The organism is Allorhodopirellula solitaria (genome assembly GCF_007859855.1).
GTDB lineage: Bacteria > Planctomycetota > Planctomycetia > Pirellulales > Pirellulaceae > Rhodopirellula > Rhodopirellula solitaria.
In genome coordinates, this window is record NZ_SJPK01000016.1 from 1 (window position 1) to 21357 (window position 21357).

15 protein-coding genes are annotated in these 21357 nt (G+C 60.0%); 7 read left to right on the top strand and 8 right to left on the bottom strand.

Annotated elements, in window-relative coordinates:
• Positions 1 to 349 precede the first annotated feature (349 nt).
• From mnmD to CA85_RS20865, 4 genes are all read right to left on the bottom strand, one after another.
• Positions 350 to 1138 carry a tRNA (5-methylaminomethyl-2-thiouridine)(34)-methyltransferase MnmD gene (gene mnmD, locus CA85_RS20850; protein ID WP_146393303.1) on the bottom strand — a complete coding sequence of 263 codons (789 nt, stop codon included), beginning with the start codon at positions 1136 to 1138 and terminating at the stop codon, positions 350 to 352.
• A gap of 70 nt (positions 1139 to 1208) precedes the next feature.
• Entirely contained in the window at positions 1209 to 2165 is a 957-nt protein-coding gene (locus CA85_RS20855) for a choice-of-anchor A family protein (RefSeq protein ID WP_186775098.1), read from the bottom strand.
• Between the two features lie 122 nt (positions 2166 to 2287).
• Positions 2288 to 2746, bottom strand: a complete 459-nt coding sequence (locus CA85_RS20860) for a hypothetical protein (protein ID WP_146393305.1) — start codon at positions 2744 to 2746, stop codon at positions 2288 to 2290.
• A gap of 259 nt (positions 2747 to 3005) precedes the next feature.
• Positions 3006 to 4514, bottom strand: a complete 1509-nt coding sequence (locus tag CA85_RS20865) for a BBP7 family outer membrane beta-barrel protein (RefSeq protein WP_246113033.1) — start codon at positions 4512 to 4514, stop codon at positions 3006 to 3008.
• A gap of 478 nt (positions 4515 to 4992) precedes the next feature.
• On the opposite strand from CA85_RS20865, the gene CA85_RS20870 reads away from it, so the two are divergent.
• The 4 genes from CA85_RS20870 (at position 4993) to uvrA (ending at position 11854) form a co-directional block, all read left to right on the top strand.
• Positions 4993 to 7026, top strand: coding sequence for a preprotein translocase subunit SecA (locus CA85_RS20870; RefSeq protein WP_391564923.1), 2034 nt, complete (start codon positions 4993 to 4995; stop codon positions 7024 to 7026).
• Between the two features lie 85 nt (positions 7027 to 7111).
• Positions 7112 to 7711: a CDP-diacylglycerol--glycerol-3-phosphate 3-phosphatidyltransferase gene (pgsA, locus tag CA85_RS20875; RefSeq protein ID WP_146393308.1), complete on the top strand. Its 600-nt coding sequence runs from the start codon at positions 7112 to 7114 to the stop codon at positions 7709 to 7711.
• Positions 7701 to 9041 carry a CPBP family intramembrane glutamic endopeptidase gene (locus CA85_RS20880; RefSeq protein WP_146393309.1) on the top strand — a complete coding sequence of 447 codons (1341 nt, stop codon included), beginning with the start codon at positions 7701 to 7703 and terminating at the stop codon, positions 9039 to 9041. Before pgsA ends, CA85_RS20880 begins: the two co-directional genes overlap by 11 nt.
• Positions 9011 to 11854: an ABC-ATPase UvrA gene (gene uvrA / locus CA85_RS25855; RefSeq protein WP_246113034.1), complete on the top strand. Its 2844-nt coding sequence runs from the start codon at positions 9011 to 9013 to the stop codon at positions 11852 to 11854. The genes CA85_RS20880 and uvrA overlap by 31 nt, the downstream gene beginning before the upstream one ends.
• Here uvrA and hemL read toward each other — a convergent pair.
• From hemL to CA85_RS20905, 3 genes are all read right to left on the bottom strand, one after another.
• Complete coding sequence (gene hemL, locus CA85_RS20895; RefSeq protein WP_261344724.1) at positions 11851 to 13152, bottom strand: glutamate-1-semialdehyde 2,1-aminomutase; 1302 nt, start codon at positions 13150 to 13152, stop codon at positions 11851 to 11853. The two genes, uvrA and hemL, sit on opposite strands and share 4 nt — an antisense overlap.
• A gap of 125 nt (positions 13153 to 13277) precedes the next feature.
• The gene (locus tag CA85_RS20900; RefSeq protein WP_146393311.1) at positions 13278 to 13598 is read right to left on the bottom strand and encodes a hypothetical protein; all 321 of its coding nucleotides are present in this window, start codon (positions 13596 to 13598) and stop codon (positions 13278 to 13280) included.
• Positions 13599 to 13696: 98 nt separating this feature from the next.
• Positions 13697 to 14413 carry an RsmE family RNA methyltransferase gene (locus CA85_RS20905; protein WP_146393312.1) on the bottom strand — a complete coding sequence of 239 codons (717 nt, stop codon included), beginning with the start codon at positions 14411 to 14413 and terminating at the stop codon, positions 13697 to 13699.
• Between the two features lie 274 nt (positions 14414 to 14687).
• Here CA85_RS20905 and CA85_RS20910 point away from each other — a divergent pair, with 274 nt between their 5' ends.
• The 3 genes from CA85_RS20910 to typA all read left to right on the top strand — a co-directional run bounded on the left by CA85_RS20910 (position 14688) and on the right by typA (position 20217).
• Positions 14688 to 15740, top strand: coding sequence for a hypothetical protein (locus tag CA85_RS20910; protein WP_222435493.1), 1053 nt, complete (start codon positions 14688 to 14690; stop codon positions 15738 to 15740).
• A 151-nt stretch (positions 15741 to 15891) separates the two neighbouring features.
• Entirely contained in the window at positions 15892 to 18114 is a 2223-nt protein-coding gene (locus tag CA85_RS20915) for a serine/threonine-protein kinase (RefSeq protein ID WP_146393314.1), read from the top strand.
• Positions 18115 to 18345: 231 nt separating this feature from the next.
• Entirely contained in the window at positions 18346 to 20217 is a 1872-nt protein-coding gene (gene typA / locus CA85_RS20920; protein ID WP_246113035.1) for a translational GTPase TypA, read from the top strand.
• A 7-nt stretch (positions 20218 to 20224) separates the two neighbouring features.
• Here the strand turns inward: typA and CA85_RS20925 are convergent, their stop codons facing one another.
• Complete coding sequence (locus CA85_RS20925; RefSeq protein ID WP_146393315.1) at positions 20225 to 21232, bottom strand: zinc ribbon domain-containing protein; 1008 nt, start codon at positions 21230 to 21232, stop codon at positions 20225 to 20227.
• Positions 21233 to 21357: the final 125 nt, after the last annotated feature.

The following is a 21357-nucleotide window of genomic DNA, read 5'->3' on the forward strand; positions in this document are numbered from 1 at the left end:
TCGGCCAGCGCTGTTACTCTGTCCATGCGGAAACTCCGTTCTCCGAGGTGACGAGGTTGTAATTCAAGTCACTTTATGAACGGTTTTCCGCTTTTTTTATAGATCAATCCTTAACTTGATGCCTATGCGGTCAGCGCAGCGCCACCTACGGTGGTTCGTTGGCCGTGGAACGTCGACCCCGAAGTGGGTCGCAGATTCTCTCATGAACGTTCTTCAACCCCATTCGGGGTTGGTTCTTGCGTCTCGCGACGTATCCGGTGGTGTTCGCTTGCGCTCAAACCACCGGCTATTTACTTCAACGCCTTCGGCGTAGGGAACTTGTAGTGAATCAATAGCCCGCCATCGTTCACTACGCCCCCGCGTCGAGCGAGGCATCAGATCGACGCTTGATCGCAATCAACACCTCTCGTTTGCCATCGGCGGGTCCTGCTACCCGCTGGACCTCGAAGCCGACCGCGGCCATGCGTCGACGGACGTCTCCCTTGACGCAGTAGGTGACCAACCGACCGCCCGACCGCAGACAGCGAATCACATCGCCAAAGACAGTTTCGGACCAAAGGTCTGGGTTGGATGCAGGGTCGAAGGGGTCGAAATAGACGGTGTCGAAGGCATCTCCAGCGGCGGTGGCCAGCCATTCTCTAGCGTCGGTCCAGACAACCTCCACGCGCCGCTCCGCATCCACATGCCAATGCAACGACCGAGCTTGCTTCGGCCCTGGCTCTGGCGGCAGGCGATCGGCCGAGGCTGCCCAGCGATGCAGGAACTGATCAGCAAGGCCAGTGTTCACTAGGCCTTGCCCAAGCTCCAGGTGCCGCAGAACCTCGACGGGCAGGGCGGAATTTTCCAGGGCCAGATAGTGCAGTGGACGGCTCGCTGAAATCACTCGGTCGAGCGTCCGCAGCATCGCGAGACCGGTCCCGAAACCGACTTCGAGCACCGACCGCGGCCAAAACGGTGGGGGACCGTCGAAGCCACCGTTTCGCAGGTAAACGTGATCGCATTCTGAGGCTGCCCCACATCCACTGTGAAACGATAAATCGTCATCGCGGCGAACGAGCGTACGGCTGCCATCGTCCGTCGTTTCCACCAGATACGCGTTGCCAGCGATGGGAATGCGCTGACGGATGGGGTGGCTCATCGTTTCGACCCGAGATACCTGCCAAGCGGCCGGCCGTTTTCATCGAGGCCGGAAGGTCGCTCCGGGGAGCTTAGCTCCGCTGTTTGCGACGACGACGGTAGCTGACGCCACAAAAACCCGAAATTGCCAAGCCCAACAGGAGGGTGGAAGAAGGCTCAGGAACTGCAGTCGGAGTGATGTTGGGGTCAAAGTTCGGTCCGTGGATCTCACCACCTGACTGGGTAACTGTGGCTGCGAAAACCGCACCCTCGGTTGAGGCCGCGACATCGACGTCAGCCAACGGGGCGAGCGTGGCACCTGGCACCGACGTGGCGAGCCTGACATCGGTGGCGTTGTAGTAGTTCCAAATCGTCTTCGCCTTGAAAGCTTCGTCGTTCAGTTCACTCCCCACAACATTGGCAGTGAAGTCGACCGTCGTGTCGGCGACATTGATCACAATGGCGCTGGCGGCAGCGGCGTTGTTGAACTGAATACTTTGGATCTGGTCAACTCGTGCACCGGCTGGAATCTCGAAAACTGCAATCCCATCGGGAGCTGTCGAAATTGAAAAAACATCGAAAATAACTGGACCGGGAGGCCCCGCCGTGAACGATGCGCTGCTGTTGGCTGTCATTCCTGCGAGCGACTGTGATGTCGAGTTCAGCTCACGAGTCAATGTCGCAAGCGTTTGTTCGATACCGGCGTTGGTGATCGTGCTGCCGCCGGGCCCATTTTGAAGAGCGCCGGAGACATTGGTGGTGTCGTTGATCACGAAATTACCGACGCTGTTGTCAGTCGCGCCAGACTGAATGTCCCCGACCACTGCCAGCGACACATCACCGGCTTGGATGAACGAATCGGAATTCGTTCCCACAATCACGGATCCTGTCGTGTTTCCTCCGACAAATCCTGAACCTTCAATCTCGATATTGCTGTTGTAGTCACCCAGTGAAACCATGGTGAACTGATTAAACAAAGCCGCGTGCAGTTGGCTCGAACTCAGCAGGAAGACGAGCAGAGGAGCGGCGAGGCGAACGATGGGGCGCATATACTTATGTTCCTTGGAGTGATTCAGTGTAGATAAACTAGTCACCGAGTCGGTGGTGTCAAGAAACCACACGGAACCAATCGGAAGAAACGGGCCCCGCCCACCCCAAACGAGGGAAGCAACTACCCTCTTGGGTCGGATGTGGATTGATAATGACGCATGGAGGGCAAGGCGACTCCCCGCTTAGCGGCTTCATAGCGAAGGGCGCGTTCGAAGTAGGGGAACGCGTAGCGGGGGTTGCGATGCAGTGCATACTTCTCAATCGCGATGACCAAGCGGGCCTCGAGCTTCTTTTGGTCGACAAGTTTGGCGACGTGGCGTAGATAGTCTGCCTGAACGGTGGTGGTCGCATGCAACCGATTGATCAACTGCTCCTCGAGCGTCGCGACGGGCGATTCGCTACCCGCCATACTGCGGGCGACCGTGATTTGGGCGGACGCGGTGTCCACCAGCAGGAAACTGGCCGCGAAGCTGGCACCGACGAGGAGTACTCGCAGCGATAAGGACATTTTCAATGATGGGAGCATGTGGGCCGACGGCGACACGAACGTGCCGGTGTGGGTTTTTCTCAGTGGGGGCATCGTCGATCTCCTGCGAGTATTCGGTGGATTTCGAAAAACGGCATGAGGCGTTGCTAACAAATTCGTCGCCGTTGTGGCAACTGCCAATGCAGTTGTGGCAACTACTAAAAAAAGCGTGGTGGGTCTGTACCCACCACGCTTGACGAAGTATCCATTCGATTGTCGAGAGCCGAGCGAAAACCGTCTCGGTGTTCCGGACTTTTTTGAGCCGGATTTCACCCGGCAAAACCTTCTCACACGGGTTTGGGTTCGGCTCGCTCTAGAACTGGATGACGCAGCCCAAGTCGACGCCGTGGACGAACAGCGAATCGGTCTCTAGCCCTTGGAACGCTGGGCGTTGTGGCGGCTGGACGACACCGGCACCATCACCCACCAGGTAGCTGGAGTTGATGCTACGATTCAAGTTGTCGCCAGCCATCAGCACGTCATTCCACATCAGGAACGTGTAGCCGACCGAGAAGCGAATGTTCTCACGAACCCGGTAAGCGAGCTTGAGGTTGGCTTCGGGAGCGAACGTGAAGCTATCTCGGCTGATGGACGCCTGATCGGAGGGGCTGAAAATGCCTCCCTCTTGGACGCCGGCGGGAGCTGGCAGGGTGCGTGAACTCGCGTTGGTCAGGGTTTGGTCCATGTTACCCAAGTGAACCTTGGTCAACGCTGAGAGCGTCCAAGCACCACGACCGACGGTCGTCAAGAAACCGATTTGGCCGCCATAGAACTCGTTGCTGGCGGTGTAGCTATCAAAGTAGCTGAACCGGTTGCCTTGCCCCGGCCCCACTTCCACTTGCGTCGTCGTGGCGCTCAAGGACAGATCGTCTTCGATGTTGAAGTGCGAGAAACCGCCGATGAAGTCGCTGCGGTAGCCGTTACCACCAAGCAATCGGAGACGTCCATAGGCTTCTGCCGCATAGACTGAGAACGAGGATTTCGCCGAGACACTGCCGGTGAAGTCACTGTCGCCAGCGCCGATGCCGTCGGCATAAGCGATGCGAATCGCATTCTCCGCTCCGGTACTGAGATCGGTATCGTAGAACGGGATGCCAATCGAACCATTCGTGCCATCGCCCCCCTGGGAGAAGCTGTCACTGTCTTGGCCGAGCATCCAAAAGCGTCCGCCCACACCAAAATCATCGCTGAGCATGAAACCGCCGTCGACTCGGAACCCCGCTTGGAGGTTCCCTCCGAACGCGTCATTGCCGCCATAGGCAACCGACGCGCCCTGGTCGAGTTCAGGCAGAGTGCCCGCGGCCGAGGTGCTGACCAGAGGCACCGAGGAACGCACCTGGGGGAACCACAGCAACGCTTCGAGCGTGAGCCAGTGGCCGGTCTCGCAGGCCATGCTGCGAGCAGGTCGGCAAGACTCCGCGTAGGTCGGCCCACACGAACCATCGCTGCAGCCGCCTTGGCCCGACGCGTATGCGTAAGACCCGGTATCCATCACAACACCGCTGCCGAAGTCTTGCGGATATCCCTCGTGTTGAGGGTAGACTTCGTGTTCATAGCTCGGCTGTGAGTCGCCTACGAAGGCTACCGGCTCGACAGTGTTCAAAGCCGAATCGGCTTCGTCGACGTAGTCACTCTCGCTGACGGTGCCCGCGGCATTGCCGTTGGCGCCGTCTTCGTACAGGCCACCGATGTATTCGGAAGTCTCAGCGAAGTAGGCGTCTTCGCCATACTCGCTGATGTAGCCATTGTCAGCAGCAGTTGCCGCGGTCGTACCAGCCGACAGCATCGCTGCCAACGTCAACATCTTCCATTTAGTATTCATATTTTTCTTCATTAGGATTCTCGTGTAGTCCGGGAACACGGGATTGATCTGCATAATGAAATCGACCATATCCACCGGACTATTCAGAGCGAACGGAGCGGTAGGAAAAGAAAACGCAAACCACCCATTTTCACACCCGCCGGTAGATCATCTTGCCTATCCCACCAGGAATCGGGCTAAAATGGCCTTTCGCAGCGATTGCACCTCGTCGAAGCCGTCGGTTTGTGCGTAAAACGAGCGCCCGTCCGATCAGTTGCCGCCGAATTCTGCTAAATTTTTCTGCTGTATTCCCGCTGTCTCCCCAAAGTTCATGTCCGATTCCACTGCCTCCCGTTCTGAATCTTCTGAGAATCCAGATCCGGCTGCGCCCTCAGCCCCCCCCCAGGAGCCAGCGGTGGACTCTCCGGCGGCGACCGGACCGCCCGACTTGGCGGCTGCGGCCGAGCTGGCCGCTGCGGCCGACAACGGTCCAGACGCCTTGAGTCCCGATGCGGCTGCTCAGGCGTCATCGAGTCCGGCTGCGCCTGACGTCGCCAATGAGCGTCGTTCGGGGGACCCGAGTGCGCGGGCGACCTCGTTCTTGTCGGCCCGGAATTTGCGCCCGCGGATGGTGCGTTGGCGGCGGCAACTCGCTCGCGTCAACGCATTCGAGCCGATCCTGCGAGAGGAATCCGACGCCGACATCCGCAAGCGTTCCCTGGCGCTGCGGTACCGGGCGATGGCGGGCGAAAAACTCGGCACACTATTGCCCGAGGGCTATGCGTTGTGTCGCGAAGCCGGACGACGGGCTCTGTCGATGCGGCACTACGACGTTCAGATCGTCGGCGGGATCGGACTCTACGAAGGGCACATCACCGAGATGCAAACCGGGGAAGGGAAAACCCTGACCGCGACGCTGCCGCTGTATCTGCATTCACTCGTCGGCAAAGGTGCCCACCTCGCCACGGTCAACGACTATCTCGCCAAGCGGGATGCCGAGTGGATGATGCCGCTCTTTGAGATGCTCGGCGTGAGCGTCGGGATCATCCAAACCGAAGACGACCAGGGCAGTCGGCGGAAGAGCTACGGCGCGGCGATCACTTACGGGACGGCAAAGGAGTTTGGTTTTGACTTTCTCCGTGACCGCTTGCTGCTGCGCGCCCAAAACCGCATCCAAACCGAAATGCTTGGCGGCGGCGACGGTGGGTTCTCCGATTCGGGCGACCAAGTCGTGATGAGAGGCATGCATTTTTGCCTCGTCGATGAAGCTGACAGTATTCTGATCGATGAAGCCCGGACCCCACTGATCATCGGGAGCATCGAAGACAACGTTCGCGACCAAGTCGTCGAGACCTATCGCTGGGCGTCGGAAAATGCCCCCAGTTTTGAGATCGACGAGCACTTTGAAATCGACGACGACACCAAGAAGTATGAGCTTACCGCTCGAGGGCGCAGTCGCGTGCGATCCTTGCCCAAGAACGACTTGGTTCGCACCATGGGTCTGGTCGATCTTTACGAATACATCGAGCGATCGGTGAAGGTCCATCGGGAGTTCCTACTCAACCGTCAGTACGTGATCCGGCCGAGCGAGAAGGATCCGAACGTGGACGAAATCGTGATCGTTGACGAGTTCACCGGGCGACTGGCCGAGGGTCGGAAATGGCGTGACGGTATCCACCAGGCCATTGAGTCCAAAGAGGGATTGGAGATCAGTGTGCCGACCGGACAAGCGGCACGGATCACGGTCCAAGATCTCTTTCTTCGCTACCCTCACCTGGCTGGGATGACGGGGACGGCCGCGACCAGCGCCAGCGAAATGCGGCGGATCTACCGCACACCGGTGGTGCGAGTTCCCACCAACCGCCCGCCGCAACGCAAGCAGTTACCGCCGCGGGTGTTTGGCACCTTGGATTCCAAGTTCGAGGCGATCGCCCGAGAGGTTGCCGACATCCATGCGTCGGGGCGACCGGTGTTGATCGGGACGCGGTCGATCGACAAAAGTGTGCTGCTGTCGAAACTGCTCGACGAACTGGGGATTGAACACGAGGTGCTCAATGCGAACAACGTGGAGCGGGAAGCTGAAATCGTCGCCGCTGCCGGGGGCATTGGACGCGTCACCGTAGCGACCAACATGGCGGGCCGGGGAACCGACATCAAACTCGCCGACGAAGTCGAGAGTCTCGGCGGGATGCATGTGATCTGCACCGAACTGCACGATGCTGCCCGGATTGACCGCCAATTGATTGGACGCTGTGGCCGCCAAGGAGACCGGGGTTCCTATCGTCAATACCTCTCGCTCGACGACGATATCCTCAAAGGGGGTTTCGGCGTGGGCCGATCCGATAAACTGAAATCGCGTGGTGCCGCCAACACCGGCAGCGCCGATCGTCTGGCCACGACCTTCACACGAGCTCAGCGAAAGGTGGAACGCAAGCACTTTCGTGACCGCATGGTGATGATGCACGGTGAGAAGGACCGCAAGAAAATGCAGCGCGAAATGGGCCAGGATCCATATCTCGATACACCGGACTGATTGGCGGGAGCCCCTGTGTGGGATAAGTTAAGCCCCACCGACCGTTGGAAATCATTTCTCCATTCCCCACTCAGTGATCCCAGCTATGGCGAATCCATCGATCTACAACGTGCCCAATGCGCTGACCGCGGTGCGGTTTGCGTTGGCGATCGCCGTTGTGGCGCTCATCCCCCTCGAGGAATTCTGGGCCGCATTGGTCGTCTTTCTAGTCGCGGTCTCCACTGACTGGATGGACGGTTATTGGGCGCGGAAGTACGGACAGGTCACGAAGCTCGGACGAATCTTTGATCCATTCGTGGACAAGATCATTATCTGCGGGACTTTCATTGCACTCGTCGGCGTCCCCGGCAGTCCCGTCAAACCCTGGATGGCCACCATCGTCGTCGCCCGTGAGTTGCTGGTGACGAGTTTGCGAGGAATCATCGAGGGCGCCGGGGGCGATTTCTCAGCCCGCTGGTTGGGCAAGTGGAAGATGGTCGTGCAGTGCGCCGCCGTGGTCGCCGCGATGCTGAGCTTGGCCCTTGACCCCACACCAAATTGGTTGCCCCTGACAACCCAAGTGCTGCTCTGGGGCGCCATTTTGATAACCGTCTACTCCGGTGCCGAGTACACCCTGATCGCCGGGCGCGTGATGCAGACGGATCCGCAAACGCCCGTTGATCGAGAAGAGCTCGATGCAAGCTGAAACCGCTGTCCCTGCGCCCAAGGCCAACGTCACCGCCACGACCGATGCGGCCCCGCTCAGCTCTCTCGAACTGGTCCTGTCGCTGGTCTCGCTGTTGATTCTGACGGCCTTCGTGACATCGCTGATCAAATGGGCGACACTCCTGCGTCACGGCGCCCGATTGTTCGGTGAGCGAGCCTTGGTTCCCGCCCGCCCGCGCGCTCGACCCTACTGGAACCCCGCCCTCTTTCTGTTCTTCTTCGGGGTGCTGATCATCGCCAGCATGATGCTCAACCGCTGGGCCAGCGATGCCGGATGGATCCCCAAACCCACCGCATCGGCTGAAGCCGAGGTTGTCGCCGAGACAGCCCTGCCCGATGCGATCACTCCCGACGAAGTCATCCCCGATCCCGTCAGCCCGGTAACGATCGACCCACTGACCGACGCCGAGAATCCGCCGGCGACCGCGCCGACCTCGCCACCGGCTCAGGAGATATCGGTCCCGCATCTCTTTATCAGTTCAGCTGGAATGCTAGCGGCCACGATCGTCACGTTGTTGCTAGCGCAGACTTTCCGCCCGTCCCTGCCGACCCCATCGAGCGGGATCGACCCGACCGTCGCCCACGAACGGCCACGCATCGGCTTAGTGCCCCGTCGAGGTGACCTATCGCTCGGTTTCCGTGCCGCGTGGTTGATCTTGCCGCCGACCATGCTACTGATGGGATTGGTCTCGATCTTGCAAAAATACACGCACCCGGTGCTCGAGGCGCTCAAGCCAGCGGGACCGGATTCGGCTCCAGATCTGACGGTATTTGCAGCCTTGTTCTTCACAACCGCAATCATCACGCCATTGGTAGAGGAGTTCTGGTTCCGCGGTCTCTTGCAAGGCGGCTTGCAACGACTCGCCGACATGGCGGTCGACTCGCAGAGGCAGTGGAACCGCCTCACCGCCAGCCGCTCGTCGAGCGACACGGAGTTTTCTCCTGACGCGTCGAACGATGTCGTCGATCATCCCAATGCGTTGGCTACCGACGATCCCTACGCGTCACCCCGAGACTTGGCCCAAAATGAGTCAGTTGCGCAGAACCATTTGACCGCCCGTGAGCTCGAGCGAGATCAGGACACCCGTAGCGACTGGACGCCGACAGCGGTGTGGCCCATTTTGGTAACGAGCGTGATCTTTGCCGTCATGCACTGGGGCCAGGGACTCGCCCCGATCCCCTTGTTCTTCTTATCGCTGGGCCTCGGGTATTTGTACCGCCAAACCGGATCGCTGGTTCCCTCGATTGTGGTGCATTTCACTCTCAATGGATTCACGATGTGCGTGACCCTGCTGCAGATTCTACGTTGACCGCACCGATACGCATTCACGGAGCTCGCGTTCATAACTTAAAGAACGTGAGCGTCGATATCCCTCGCAATCAGCTCACCGTGATCACGGGTGTCTCGGGCAGTGGCAAGAGTTCACTCGCGTTTGACACGCTCTTTGCCGAAGGACAGCGGCAATACATCGACACGCTCTCCACCTACGCCCGGCAGTATCTCGACGCGATCCCGCGCCCCGACGTCGACCTGATCGAGGGCCTCGCCCCCACGCTGTCGATCGATCAAAAGAGCGGTTCGCAGTCAGCGCGCAGCACCGTGGCGACGGTCACTGAAATCTACGACTACCTGCGACTGCTCTTCGCACGGGTGGGGATACCGCATTGCACCGAGTGCGGCAGTGCAGTCAGTACGCAGACCCCTGATGCAATCATCGAATCTCTTGGCGCATACCCACCACGCACGAAACTCACTCTGATGAGTCCCATGGTTCGAGGTCGCAAGGGAAGACACACCGATGTGCTGGAGAAAATTGCCGCTCACGGCTTAGTCCGAGCGCGCGTCGATGGCGAAGTCTTTCTCCTCGAAGACGTCCCACCACTCGCCGTTCGCAAGAACCACACGATTGAAGCCGTGGTCGATCGCATCGTTGTCAAAGCAGGCATCGAAGCGCGCCTCGATGAATCCACACGCTTGGCGATCCGGCTGTCCGGTGGTCTCTGTGCGGCGCTCGTCGAGACACCCGATGGCGATTCCCACTCGGAGTTATTCAGCACCACGATGGCCTGTGTTCAGTGCGGTGCGAGTATGGAAGAACTCGAACCGCGCACGTTCAGTTTTAACAGTCCCTACGGGGCCTGTCCTACTTGCGATGGATTGGGCGTCGTCGAGCAGTCGTCAGCGGACAATCGGACAGCAAGTAAACGCTCAGCGGGCAAACAAAAACCGGCCGCTCGAAAGTCTTCAAAGAAAACAGATCCCCAACTCACGATCACCTGTCCAACATGCTTGGGTGGGCGTTTACGGCCCGAAGCGCTCGCGGTCTCCATCGCCGGAGAGTCGCTGCCCCACGTGGTTTCGATGCCGCTACTGCAGACTCAGGATTGGATGAAATCGATCACTGAGTCGCTATCGGAACTGCATCAGCGGGTCGCCGCACCGATTCAAGACGAGGTCGTTCGCCGCATCGAGTTTCTTTGCCGGGTCGGAGTGGACTACCTCACCCTCGACCGATCGGCGGACACACTCAGCGGCGGCGAACTCCAACGAATCCGTCTGGCGAGTTGCATCGGCAGCGGTCTGGTCAGTGTCTGCTACGTCCTCGATGAACCATCCATTGGACTGCACCCCGCCGATCACGACCGGTTGCTCGACGCGATCGGCGAGCTCAAGGATCAAGGCAATACGATTGTGATCGTCGAACATGACGAAGACACGATGCGGGCGGCCGACTATCTCATCGACATCGGCCCCGGCGCCGGCGTCCATGGCGGATACATCGTCAGCCAGGGAACCCCCGACGAGGTCGCCAACGACCCCGCGAGTCCCACCGGCAGATACCTCGCAGGCAAAGAACCCATAGTCGCCCGACGGCTCCGCCCGTCGGAAAAAAACAACCAACAGCCCCACCCGCCGGAAGAAGCCATAGTCGACCGACGGCTCCGCCCGTCGGAAGTGGACAACCAACAGCCCCACCCGCCGGAAGAATCCATAGTCGACCGACGGTTCCGCCCGTCGGAAGTGGACAACCAACAGCCCCACCCGCCGGAAGAAGCGATAGTCGACCGACGGCTCCGCCCGTCGGAAAAGAACAACCAACAGCCCCGTCCGTCCACCAAGTCTTGGCTGACGCTGCGTGGGGCGAGTCTGCACAATCTCGACAACGTCACACTGAAACTGCCGCTGGGCAATTTGATCGGCGTCAGTGGCGTGTCGGGCAGCGGCAAGAGTTCGCTCATCGTCGACACGTTGTACCCCGCCCTGGCAGCCAAACTCGGCCTCGTGGCCAAGCCACCGGGCAAGCATTCGCGATTGATCGGTGCTGAGAAGATCGACAAATTAATTCCGATCGACCAATCGCCGATCGGGCGGACGTCGCGGTCTTGTCCAGCGACCTACGCGGGCGTACTCGATCCCATCCGGAATGTTTTTGCCAGCACGCGAGCGGCCAAAACCCTCGGGTTCTCTGCCTCACGTTTCAGCTTCAACTCGCCCGCGGGCAGATGTGATCTCTGCAAAGGAAACGGATTCGAACGCATCGAGATGAACTTTCTCAGCGATCTTTTGATCGAGTGCTCTCGGTGTGGCGGCAAACGCTTCAATCGTCAGACGCTGCAGGTGCGTTTCAAGGGAGCGACGATCGCGGATGTCTTGAACATGACCGTCGAAGCGGCGTTGGAGTTCTTTGAGAATGTGCCGAAAGTCAAAACGCTGCTCTCGTCACTCTTTGATGTCGGCTTGGGTTACGTCACCCTCGGACAATCGAGCACAACACTGAGCGGTGGCGAAGCGCAACGGATCAAGCTGGCCACCGAACTGGCACGCCCTGGCACCGGCAGCACACTATATCTGCTCGACGAACCAACCACGGGGCTGCACTTCAGCGACGTGCAGCGTCTGCTCACTGTCCTGGACCGACTCGTCGAGGCGGGCAACACGGTCGTCGTGATCGAGCACCACACCGACCTACTGGCCGCCTGCGATTGGCTCGTCGACCTCGGCCCGCGCGGCGGCGAAGGCGGCGGCCGCATCATCGCCGCCGGACCGCCCAGCGACATCGCTGCCTGCCCCGACTCGCTAACAGGCGAGTTCTTGAGCAAAAAGCTAGCAGCTAAGAACTAACAGCTAGCCAGTACGTCTTTGGCGGCTTCCACGGTTTCGTCGATGATGGCTTCGTCGTGCAGGCGGCTGAAGAACAAGGCTTCGAATTGGCTGCAGGGCAGGTAGACACCTTTTTGGATCATGCCCCAGAAGAAGCGGCCGAAGGCTTCGCGATCGCAGCGGTCGGCATCGTCCCAGCAAGTGACGGGGTCTGGATTGAAAAACAGCGTCATCATGCTGCCCACACGTGTGATCGTATGGGGGATGCCGGCGGCGGTCGCGGCCGCATCGAGTCCTGCGGCAAGTCGTGCGCCCATCTGTTCGAGTTGATCGTAGGGAGGGTTCTCTTTGAGAATCTTCAGGGTCGCGGAGCCTGCGGCGACGGCGACCGGGTTTCCGCTCAGCGTCCCGGCTTGGTACACCTTGCCCGCTGGCAAAACGTTGTCCATGATCTCTGCCCGCCCTCCATAGGCGCCCAGAGGCATCCCACCGCCCACGATTTTACCCAGCGTGGTCATATCGGGGGTGACCCCGAAAAGCTCCTGAGCTCCGCCCGGCGCAACGCGAAACCCGCTCATGACTTCGTCAAAAATCAACACTGTGCCATGCCGCGTCGTCAGGTCACGCAGAGCACTAAGAAACTCTTGGGAGGGAACCACGCATCCCATGTTTCCGACGACGGGTTCCAGGATCACGGCAGCGATCTGATCCCCCTCGGCAGAGAACGCGTTCTCCAATTGAGCGACGTCGTTGTATGAGAGCACGAGAGTATCCCCCGCTGCACCTGGCGTGACGCCGGGCGAATCCGGTGCACCGAGCGTCGCCGCGGCGCTGCCCGCTGCCACCAACAGCGAGTCGACGTGGCCGTGGTAGTTCCCAGCGAACTTGATCACCTTGTTCCGGCCGGTTGCACCGCGTGCCACCCGGATCGCGCTCATCGTGGCTTCGGTGCCACTGTTGACCAACCGCACCTTCTCGATGCTCGGCACGGCTTGGATGATCTGTTCGGCGAGCTCGGATTCGGCTTCCGTCGGCGCCCCGTAGCTCGTCCCACGCTGGGCCGCCCTCGTGATCGCGTCGAGCACCTCGGCTTGGGCATGACCGAGAATCATCGGGCCCCAGGAGCCGACGTAGTCGATGTAGCGATTGCCATCGATGTCGAACAAATAAGGGCCTTCGGCCCGCTCGATAAACAACGGCGTGCCGCCCACGGCACCGAATGCTCGAGCGGGTGAATTCACGCCTCCTGGCATCAATCGCAATGCCCGCTCAAAAGCGGCTTGACTGCGGGCAGGCACGGCAGGAGTTGTGGTCGACACGGACATATCAAAACAGAGGGGTTGGAGTCATCGAATCAGTGCGGGTCAATCGCTGCAGTCTAAAGCTCACAGGCAGTTCGTTCCAGGCGCGACTCGGTGGTCCTGAAAAATGGCTCATCCGCGGTCTACGACGGCTCGGCGAGCACCTTTCCGGTGCGGTCGTCCACCCGGTGGAAATGAGTTTCACCACCAAGTGCAGCCTCGCCGGGCTTTAGCGAGACCAACCAATAGGGTTCACTTGGAACGTTGGCGGCGACCATCGCTCGACGGATCTCTGGGTCATGCACGCCGTTCTGGCTGTACAACTTGGCGTGAAATTCCTGTTCCCGTCGAACCCTCTCGGTATCGAAAAAGACTGCAGAACACTTGGTACCCGGTGGGATGTCGCCCAAATGTTCGATCACGATCATGATCGCTGCCTTTTGATCTATTTCTCTGTTCGTCATCTCTTGCTCCTAGCACGCGACCGTTCTCATCGACTCGAATTTCGTTTCCGCGTTATTTGCTGCGGGGACCGGACACGCCCGAACGCGGAGAGGCTGCTTCAATCATCGAGCACCCGCGCCGCGACGACACAGGCGGCAGTTTCAATCCTTAGAATTCGAGTGCCGAGATCGACCGGCCGCATGCCTGCCTCGACACAGCGGGCGAGCTCGTCCTCGGTCAGTCCCCCTTCCGGACCGATCACGCAGCACACAGCTGGGTTGGCCTGCTGCGCCGCGTCTCGCAGCGGACCTCCGCCTGGCATGGCGACCAAGTGAATCGGCGAATCGCTCTGCCCGGGGGCCGTCTGGCCGATCCATTGATCCAACGACATCACCGGTGCGATCGTCATCAATTGGTTGCGGTTGGATTGCTTACAGGCTTCGACCACGATTCGTTCCAACTTTCCGATCAAGGAATCACTTGGAGGTCGCTGGGTCCTTGCGAACGTCAGTGGAACAATTTCGTGGACACCGAGTTCGGTCAGTCGCTCGACCATCTCCTTCGCTCGATCGGGTTTGGGTATCGCGATCGCCAGGACGAGACGCCGGCCCGCTTCCCGATCCACATGCTGTGGTTGTTCGCTCAGGCATTCACATTCGCGCCGCCCCACGTTGGTGACCTCGGCGTTGGCCTGGCTACCACGACCATCGAAGAGTTCCACTGAGTCACCCGCGCGCAGTCGCATCACCTTCACTGCATGAGCGGCCTCATCGTCGGGCAGGCGGACGTGGGGGTGCTGCGTTAACAAGTCGGGAACGTAATATCGCCGGGTCATGGGAGAGATGAAATTCCGAGTGACATGATAGACGAGTGATATCGAAGACGAATCATCATGAGGACAAATGGAGCGGCAGTGCCAATCGTCTCGTCGGCGAGCTTAGGCTAACAAGATCTTTGCCAGTCGATCGAAGATTGGAACCATCCAAAGAGGCGTTATCGGCACAACACGCGCTGCGACATGACGTCGTCCTGGGGACGCTGCAGTGAAACCCTGCCGGTAGATCCTATCGCGAAGACTGTGACGTCGGCAGGGTTTGTCTCGCAGTGCGATGGCGGCTTCGGTCGATTGGAGTCGCACAGGCAAGTGTGTCCCCGCCTCACCGAATTGGCGGGAGGTTGCTGAGATTCCATCAATTGACGCGTCAACGAGGTACCCGGCATTGAGAACCAAGCAGAGTTCACGAGATCCCCGACGCCACCATGCGGCCGGCCCCCGACGTCGGATATTTCTGTCCGGCGAGCTGCTCGGGGATGAATTCAGCAGTTATCCGGTTGAGGAAACAGCCATCCTGTCGCCCCCGGTGTTGCATTACTGGGGGCTGCTCGCCTCTCCATTTGCGCAGCCACAATCACTCGCCGAGCCGCCCCGGCCAACCGAGTTCTATTACCACAGTGCTGCCCATGTGGGGGCCTGGGCGTGGGTCCAGCGTCTCGTCAGCCAGCCGGCTCGCTTGGGCATGCTGACCGCATCCGCAGGCGCTGGCACGACGACCCTGCTCCGACAGCTCACCACGACGTCCGGTCTCGGCGACACCGCGATCGCGACTGCCAAGGCGCAGTGGGGCGATCAATCGATCGATGACCTTGTTGGAAAGCTTCGCCGCACCGCCGAGGCGTATCAGGGGCCCAGCCCAGTGCGGTCGATCTGGTTCATCGATACCGCCACCAACCAAATGGGGGCCGGTTTCCAGCGCGCCGTCGCGTTTTCGAAGTGGTATGAGAATCATGCCCCCAGCCTGTCCAACGTGTCGGTGGTGATGGTCGTCCGCAAATCCGTCGATCACGTCAGACTCGTTTCCGACGCCACCCAATCGATACCGGCCCACCATCTATCGCGAACAAACAACCACGACCTTAATCAGTGCGTCTCAGCGGCGATGCGTCATGCCGGCGGAACGCGTCCGGCGTTCACCGTTGCGGCGACCTCACGATTGGCCGAAGCGGCAGCGGGATCAATCCACCGTCTCGGACTGCTCGTCCACACCGCCCTGCTGCACGGCTACCACGCGAGACTGAGGCAAGTTTCTCGAACCGACTTGGGCAGCGGGATCACCGCTGCCTCTCCGAGCGCGCAATCCGCTGAGGTCTACCGAACCGCATGAGCCCGGGCTGCAGCGGTCAGGGCAAACGGAAAATCACATCCAATCGAGTGATTCTAAATGAGAGATGCGGTGGTGATCGACGCCCTCGGGCCGATGTGAGAATCTGAGGGAAACCGCACACTTCTGCCTGATTCTGCAGTATCCTAGTGCTATGCCAAAGACAGCGACCAACTACGATTTTCTCGACGCACCCACCCAAGACGGTGACTTGGGGATGCTCGGTTCGTATCGAATTCTCGGCGAACTCGGGCGCGGCGGGATGGGGTACGTGTTTCGGGCGATCGACACGGTGCTCGAGCGGCCTGTGGCTTTGAAGGTGATGAATAAGAAAGTCGCCTCGACCCCCAATAGCCGTGATCGCTTTCTCCAAGAGGCCCGGGCGATGGCCGCGGTGCACCACGACAACGTCGTCGTGATCTTTGAAGTCGGCACGCATGGGGGAACCCCTTTCATGGCGATGGAGATGCTCCGCGGCGAAACGCTCGAGGCAATCAACAAGAAAAAAGAGCACCGGCAATACGACCGGGTAATTGACTACGCACGCCAGATCGCACGCGGGCTGGGAGCGGCTCACGCGAAAGGGATTGTGCACCGCGATATCAAGCCCGCCAACATCTGGGTGGAGGAAGGTACCGAACGAATTAAAATCCTCGATTTCGGCTTGGCTCTGGCCACGTCCCCTGATGCCGATGCGTCGGGGGTGGGGTCCGTTTGCGGCACACCGGGATACCTCACGCCCGAGCAGGCACGCAGTGACCCTCTCGATGATCGCAGCGACTTGTACAGTCTCGGGGTGGTGTTGTACGAAATGTGCACGGGCAAGCTACCGACGTCCCAACCCGCGATTCCTCAACAGTTGGTGGCTTTGCTGACGGGCTCCCCGACGCCGCTGCGCGAGCTCAACCCTGACATCCCACAGCCGCTCGCTGACCTGATCCACCAACTGCTCGCCAAGGAGCCTCGTGATCGGCCAGCCAACGCTGCCGCCTTGGAAGCACAGCTCGACGTCGTTGCCCGGGAATGCGAAGCGAAGTCGGAGACCGCCGTTTCGTTGAGTAAACTTCAGCTCAGCCTGAAGGAGGTCGTCGACAAACAAGACGACGCGAAAACCGAATCGTTCGACATGGCGGCGTTTGACGACTTAGCGGTCCCCGCGACCGCACCGGCAGCCTTTCCCAGTTCACCCACTCCCAAACCAGGCAGCGGTGCAGCGGCGAATCGGCCAGCAGCCTCTCCGCCCACCGGCACGCATCCATCCGGCAAGCACCAGCCAGCTGCCGCCGCCAGGCCTGCCCCTGCCGGCTCGAAAACCAAGGGTTCGCCGGCCCCGGAATCCCAACCCCTCAGCCCCGTGGTGTGGATGGGGGCAGGGATCCTGGTGACGCTGCTACTCGTGCTGGGACTGCTATGGTTCATCTTGCCCGGCCAACCGGAAAACACAGTCTCCGTCGTCCCCCCGGCTGAGGACCTCGGGAACGCGGAGTCCTCACCGGCCCCACGTCCAACGCCCGCTCCCACACCTCCAACGCCAACCGAAAAAGCCGCGCCGTCATCGTCTCGGTCGACCCCCGCGAAGAGCGAGCCCCGCAGCTCGAACGAGAACCGGACGCGGGCCCCGCGTGAGCCGTCAGCCCCTGACACGCCGGCACCGACTCAGCCCAACGCGTCGATCGCAACGGAATCAACCGATGTTGAAATGCCCGTTGAGACCACTCCCGAACCGTTGACCGAGCCTGACGTGGCGGCGGTGGAGCAAGAACCCGCCGAGCAACCCGACCCGACCGAGCGAGTCAAAGTCAACACGACTGCAGGCATCGGTGCCGACTCCACGGTGCGAGAGGACTATGAAAGTTCGCTGGGAACCAAACCCATTCTGCTCGTCCAGAAACGCAAAGGCGATGGCGAGGACAAACAGCATGTGCACCTACGCTTTGACCTGCAGGCGGCAGGGGTTTCCCATGCGGACGTCCAACAAGCTCGACTGGGTATGGTTCTGTCGATCCCAGGACATGAAAAGCTGCACGACACGACACTGAACCTCTATGGTTTCGACGCCAAAGGGGCCGATCGATGGCGGGAGGAGGATGGCAATCGAGCCATCCTGTGGGAGAATTCGATCTCACGAGAGGGGCTCGATTCGTTGCCCTTGCTGGCTCAGTGGAGCAGTGAAGGCCCCGAGTATGCGAACGCGCAAGTCGTCTTTTTCAGTTCTCCCGAACTCGCCGAGTTCATTCGAAAAGCCACAGGCAATTCGGTTAGCTTTGTCATCTCGGGCGGCAATTTGGAAGGCACAGCGGTCCGATTCATTAGCAAAGAGGCCGACGCTGCGAAGGCCCCGACACTGCTGCTCTCGGTCGCCGCTCCCTCCGAGTGAGCCGATCGCCGCAGGCAACTCGCTGCAGAGATCTGCGGGCGTCGCGATGATGTATCGGCATCCAACAAGTGCCACTCGTGGAAACATGCCTCATTATCAACAGCTACGGAGGCGATAGGCAACCTTGCCGCGATTTCGCCTAGTGATACTTCCACAGGGCTATTAGAACTAGCGAGTGCATCGCATGTGAATGCCCCCGCCCGAACTCAGTCCTGATCGAAAGCTCCTCCCTTGTCTGCCCCAGCTACTTTGAATCACGCCACCTCCCCCGGCGCTTCTACCACCCGTGAAGACATTCGCAATGTGGTAATCATCGCCCACGTCGACCATGGCAAAACCACGCTCGTGGATTGCCTGCTACGCCAAAGTGGTCAGTACCGTGACACAGAACTACAGGGCGAACGCATTCTCGATTCGAACGATCTCGAGAAAGAACGTGGGATCACGATTCTAGCGAAGAACATCGCGATTCCTTATCGGGGAGTGAAAATCAATCTCATCGATACGCCGGGTCACGCGGACTTCGGCGGCGAAGTCGAACGGGTCGTCAAGATGGCCGACGGTTGCGTGGTGCTCGTCGACGCGGCCGAAGGTCCGATGCCACAAACCCGCTTCGTGCTTGAAAAGGCCCTGCAAGCGGGCTGCAAGCCCATCGTGGTGGTCAACAAAGTCGATCGTCCCGATGGTCGCCCCCACGAGGCGCTTGACGAGGCTTTGGAACTGCTCGCTGAACTCGGTGGCGAAGAACAGTTGGACGACGTGGGGTACGTCTTCACCAGCGCCAAAGAAGGGTTTGCCACCACCGACCACGAGGTTCGCACCGACAACATGCTGCCGTTGCTCGACCTGTTTGTCGATCACATCCCGGGCCCGACGATCGATGCGGACTCTGATTTCCAAATGATGGTCACCACACTCGACTGGAGTGAGTATGTCGGCCGGATCGCCGTGGGACGCATCAACGCGGGCACAATTTCAGCCGGACAATCGTTTGACCTGCACTGCCTCGGTGCCGACGGTCAACCGACCAAACGCCGCGTCAAACCCTCGGCGCTCTACTTGTTTGACAATCTAGGACGGGTCGCCGCTGACTCCGCATCGGCGGGCGACATCGTGGCCATCGAAGGGCTCGACGCTGTTGAAATCGGCGACACCCTGACGGCCATCGATGCCAACAACCCCCTGCCGCGACTGAAAGTCGACGAGCCGACTCTGGAGATGGTTTTCAGCGTCAACTCTTCGCCGATGGCCGGTCGTGAAGGCAAATACGTGACCACGCGACAGATCAAGAATCGGCTCGAAAAAGAACTCGAGCGCAACGTCGCGCTGCGGGTCAGCATGATCGAGGGCACCGAAGCCTATGCGGTCGCCGGACGCGGCGTGCTGCACCTCGCCGTCCTGATCGAAACGATGAGGCGAGAAGGGTTTGAACTGAGCGTCGGCAAACCGCGCGTCGTTTTCAAAGAAATTGACGGCAAGAAGCACGAACCATTCGAAACACTCCGAGTCGAAGTGCCCACCGATGCGATGGGCCCCGTGATGGAACTGGTCGGCCATCGACGCGGCCAACTCGAAGAGATGAAGCAACGGGGCGATTACAGCCTGTTGAAATTCAACGTGCCCTCGCGTGGTCTGATTGGACTTCGCACGAAACTGCTCAACGCGACTCGCGGTACGGCCATCATCCACCACCGATTCGAAAGTTACCGGGTCGTCGAAGGTGATGTGCCCCGCCGAGCCAATGGCGTCTTGATCTCGATGACCGGCGGCAAGACCATGCCGTTTGCTCTCTTCGCCCTCCAGGATCGCAGCGAACTGTTGGTCCCCGCGGGCATCGAAGTCTACGAGGGCATGATCGTCGGCGAGAATGCACGCGAAGGTGATATGGTCGTCAACCCATCACGCGAGAAGAAACTGACGAATATGCGGGCCAGCGGCAGTGACGAGAACGTGATCCTCAAGCCACCACGCGATATGTCGCTCGAAGCCGCGCTGGAATACATCGAAGATGACGAACTCGTCGAGGTCACGCCATTGTCGATCCGGTTGCGGAAAATCGCGTTGAAGGAAAACGAGCGTCGCCGGAAAGGCCGCAACGCCTAGTTCTCGCCTAACCTTTGCGTAACGAAGCGAAAAAAGCGTCGGGTTCATCGAGCTCTTTTGTTTTCTCCGGATCACGATCGAGCTTGCCCAATCCCGCGTCATGCTTAACGTTTCCCGAGACGTAGGTTAGGAGCATGATTTCCTGATCGCTGATCTTGTAGAGTTCAGCCTCCGATTCCAGACCGTTGAGTTGCCTGAGGCTCAGATGCAGCCCATCGAGTCCCGCTCGCGAGACAGGGCGGGTCTGGCCGACGATCGCCCCCTGCCGCTTCATCATCGCAATGAGCTGATCCAGCTCAAAATCTTGCCCTTGGATAGCGACCGGTTTCGTTGAGATAGCAAACTCGCTGTTGGTCCGGCGATGGAGAACACCGACACTCTTGACGGAAGCTTTGCTAGAGCGATCGGCTATTTTGCCGGGCGCATCGACCGAGTAACCGGCCAGCGTGATGGTAGTTTTCGATTCGGCAGTCGCCCCGAGATAGAAAATGACGGCAACGATTGCGACGCCGCTGAGCACCCCCAATCCCGCCAATGCTCCGCAACCGATCAGAATAGGCTTCATCGCGCCACCGGACGATAATTTGCGTTTCCGCTTCGTGGACTGGGCTGCGTAGGGAGCTGATGGTCCAGACCGATTGCTCGACGGCGAGCCAAACCCTGCGCCTGGACCGGGAGGGGGAGGCGCCGCGATGTCGTCCCAATCGAGGTCCGGCGACGGGATGTCGGCCGCAGCGGCTAGGGCGGGCTGGCTCGCGGCGGGTCGCGATGATGGTGGCCGCGATGATGCCGGCCGGGCGGCGGCTGACCGCTGGGCAGAGGCCGCAGCAGGCGCCCCCCCAGAGGCCCCAGACGACTGGCGAGGTGCCGCTGGACTGCCACTGGCTGCCCCGGGTGTCTTGATCCGCATCTGCTGTTGGCACTTCGGGCATTTCAGCATCGAGACTTGCCCCGTGGGCGTGAACCGCAAGACGGTGCCGCATTGGGAGCATTTGACCTGCATCGGTGCTGACATGAGAATGGACTCCAGGGGGTGTTGGGTTGGCGACAAACCAGAGCAAGAGGGGGCATCGAAGAGCCCGAATGAGCGTCCCCATTCTCGCTCAGTCACTGCGCCATTTCAATCCACAAAGCGGTTGG

Bases quoted from the DNA above. Each gene is read 5' to 3' on its own strand.
- mnmD (WP_146393303.1), bottom strand. From the start codon at position 1,138: ATGAGCCACCCCATCCGTCAGCGCATTCCCATCGCTGGCAACGCGTAT.
- CA85_RS20910 (WP_222435493.1), top strand. From the start codon at position 14,688: ATGGCGGCTTCGGTCGATTGGAGTCGCACAGGCAAGTGTGTCCCCGCC.
- CA85_RS20915 (WP_146393314.1), top strand. From the start codon at position 15,892: ATGCCAAAGACAGCGACCAACTACGATTTTCTCGACGCACCCACCCAA.
- CA85_RS20880 (WP_146393309.1), top strand. From the start codon at position 7,701: ATGCAAGCTGAAACCGCTGTCCCTGCGCCCAAGGCCAACGTCACCGCC.
- CA85_RS20865 (WP_246113033.1), bottom strand. From the start codon at position 4,514: ATGAATACTAAATGGAAGATGTTGACGTTGGCAGCGATGCTGTCGGCT.
- CA85_RS20860 (WP_146393305.1), bottom strand. From the start codon at position 2,746: ATGCCCCCACTGAGAAAAACCCACACCGGCACGTTCGTGTCGCCGTCG.
- CA85_RS20905 (WP_146393312.1), bottom strand. From the start codon at position 14,413: ATGACCCGGCGATATTACGTTCCCGACTTGTTAACGCAGCACCCCCAC.
- CA85_RS20900 (WP_146393311.1), bottom strand. From the start codon at position 13,598: ATGACGAACAGAGAAATAGATCAAAAGGCAGCGATCATGATCGTGATC.
- pgsA (WP_146393308.1), top strand. From the start codon at position 7,112: ATGGCGAATCCATCGATCTACAACGTGCCCAATGCGCTGACCGCGGTG.
- CA85_RS20855 (WP_186775098.1), bottom strand. From the start codon at position 2,165: ATGCGCCCCATCGTTCGCCTCGCCGCTCCTCTGCTCGTCTTCCTGCTG.
- CA85_RS20925 (WP_146393315.1), bottom strand. From the start codon at position 21,232: ATGTCAGCACCGATGCAGGTCAAATGCTCCCAATGCGGCACCGTCTTG.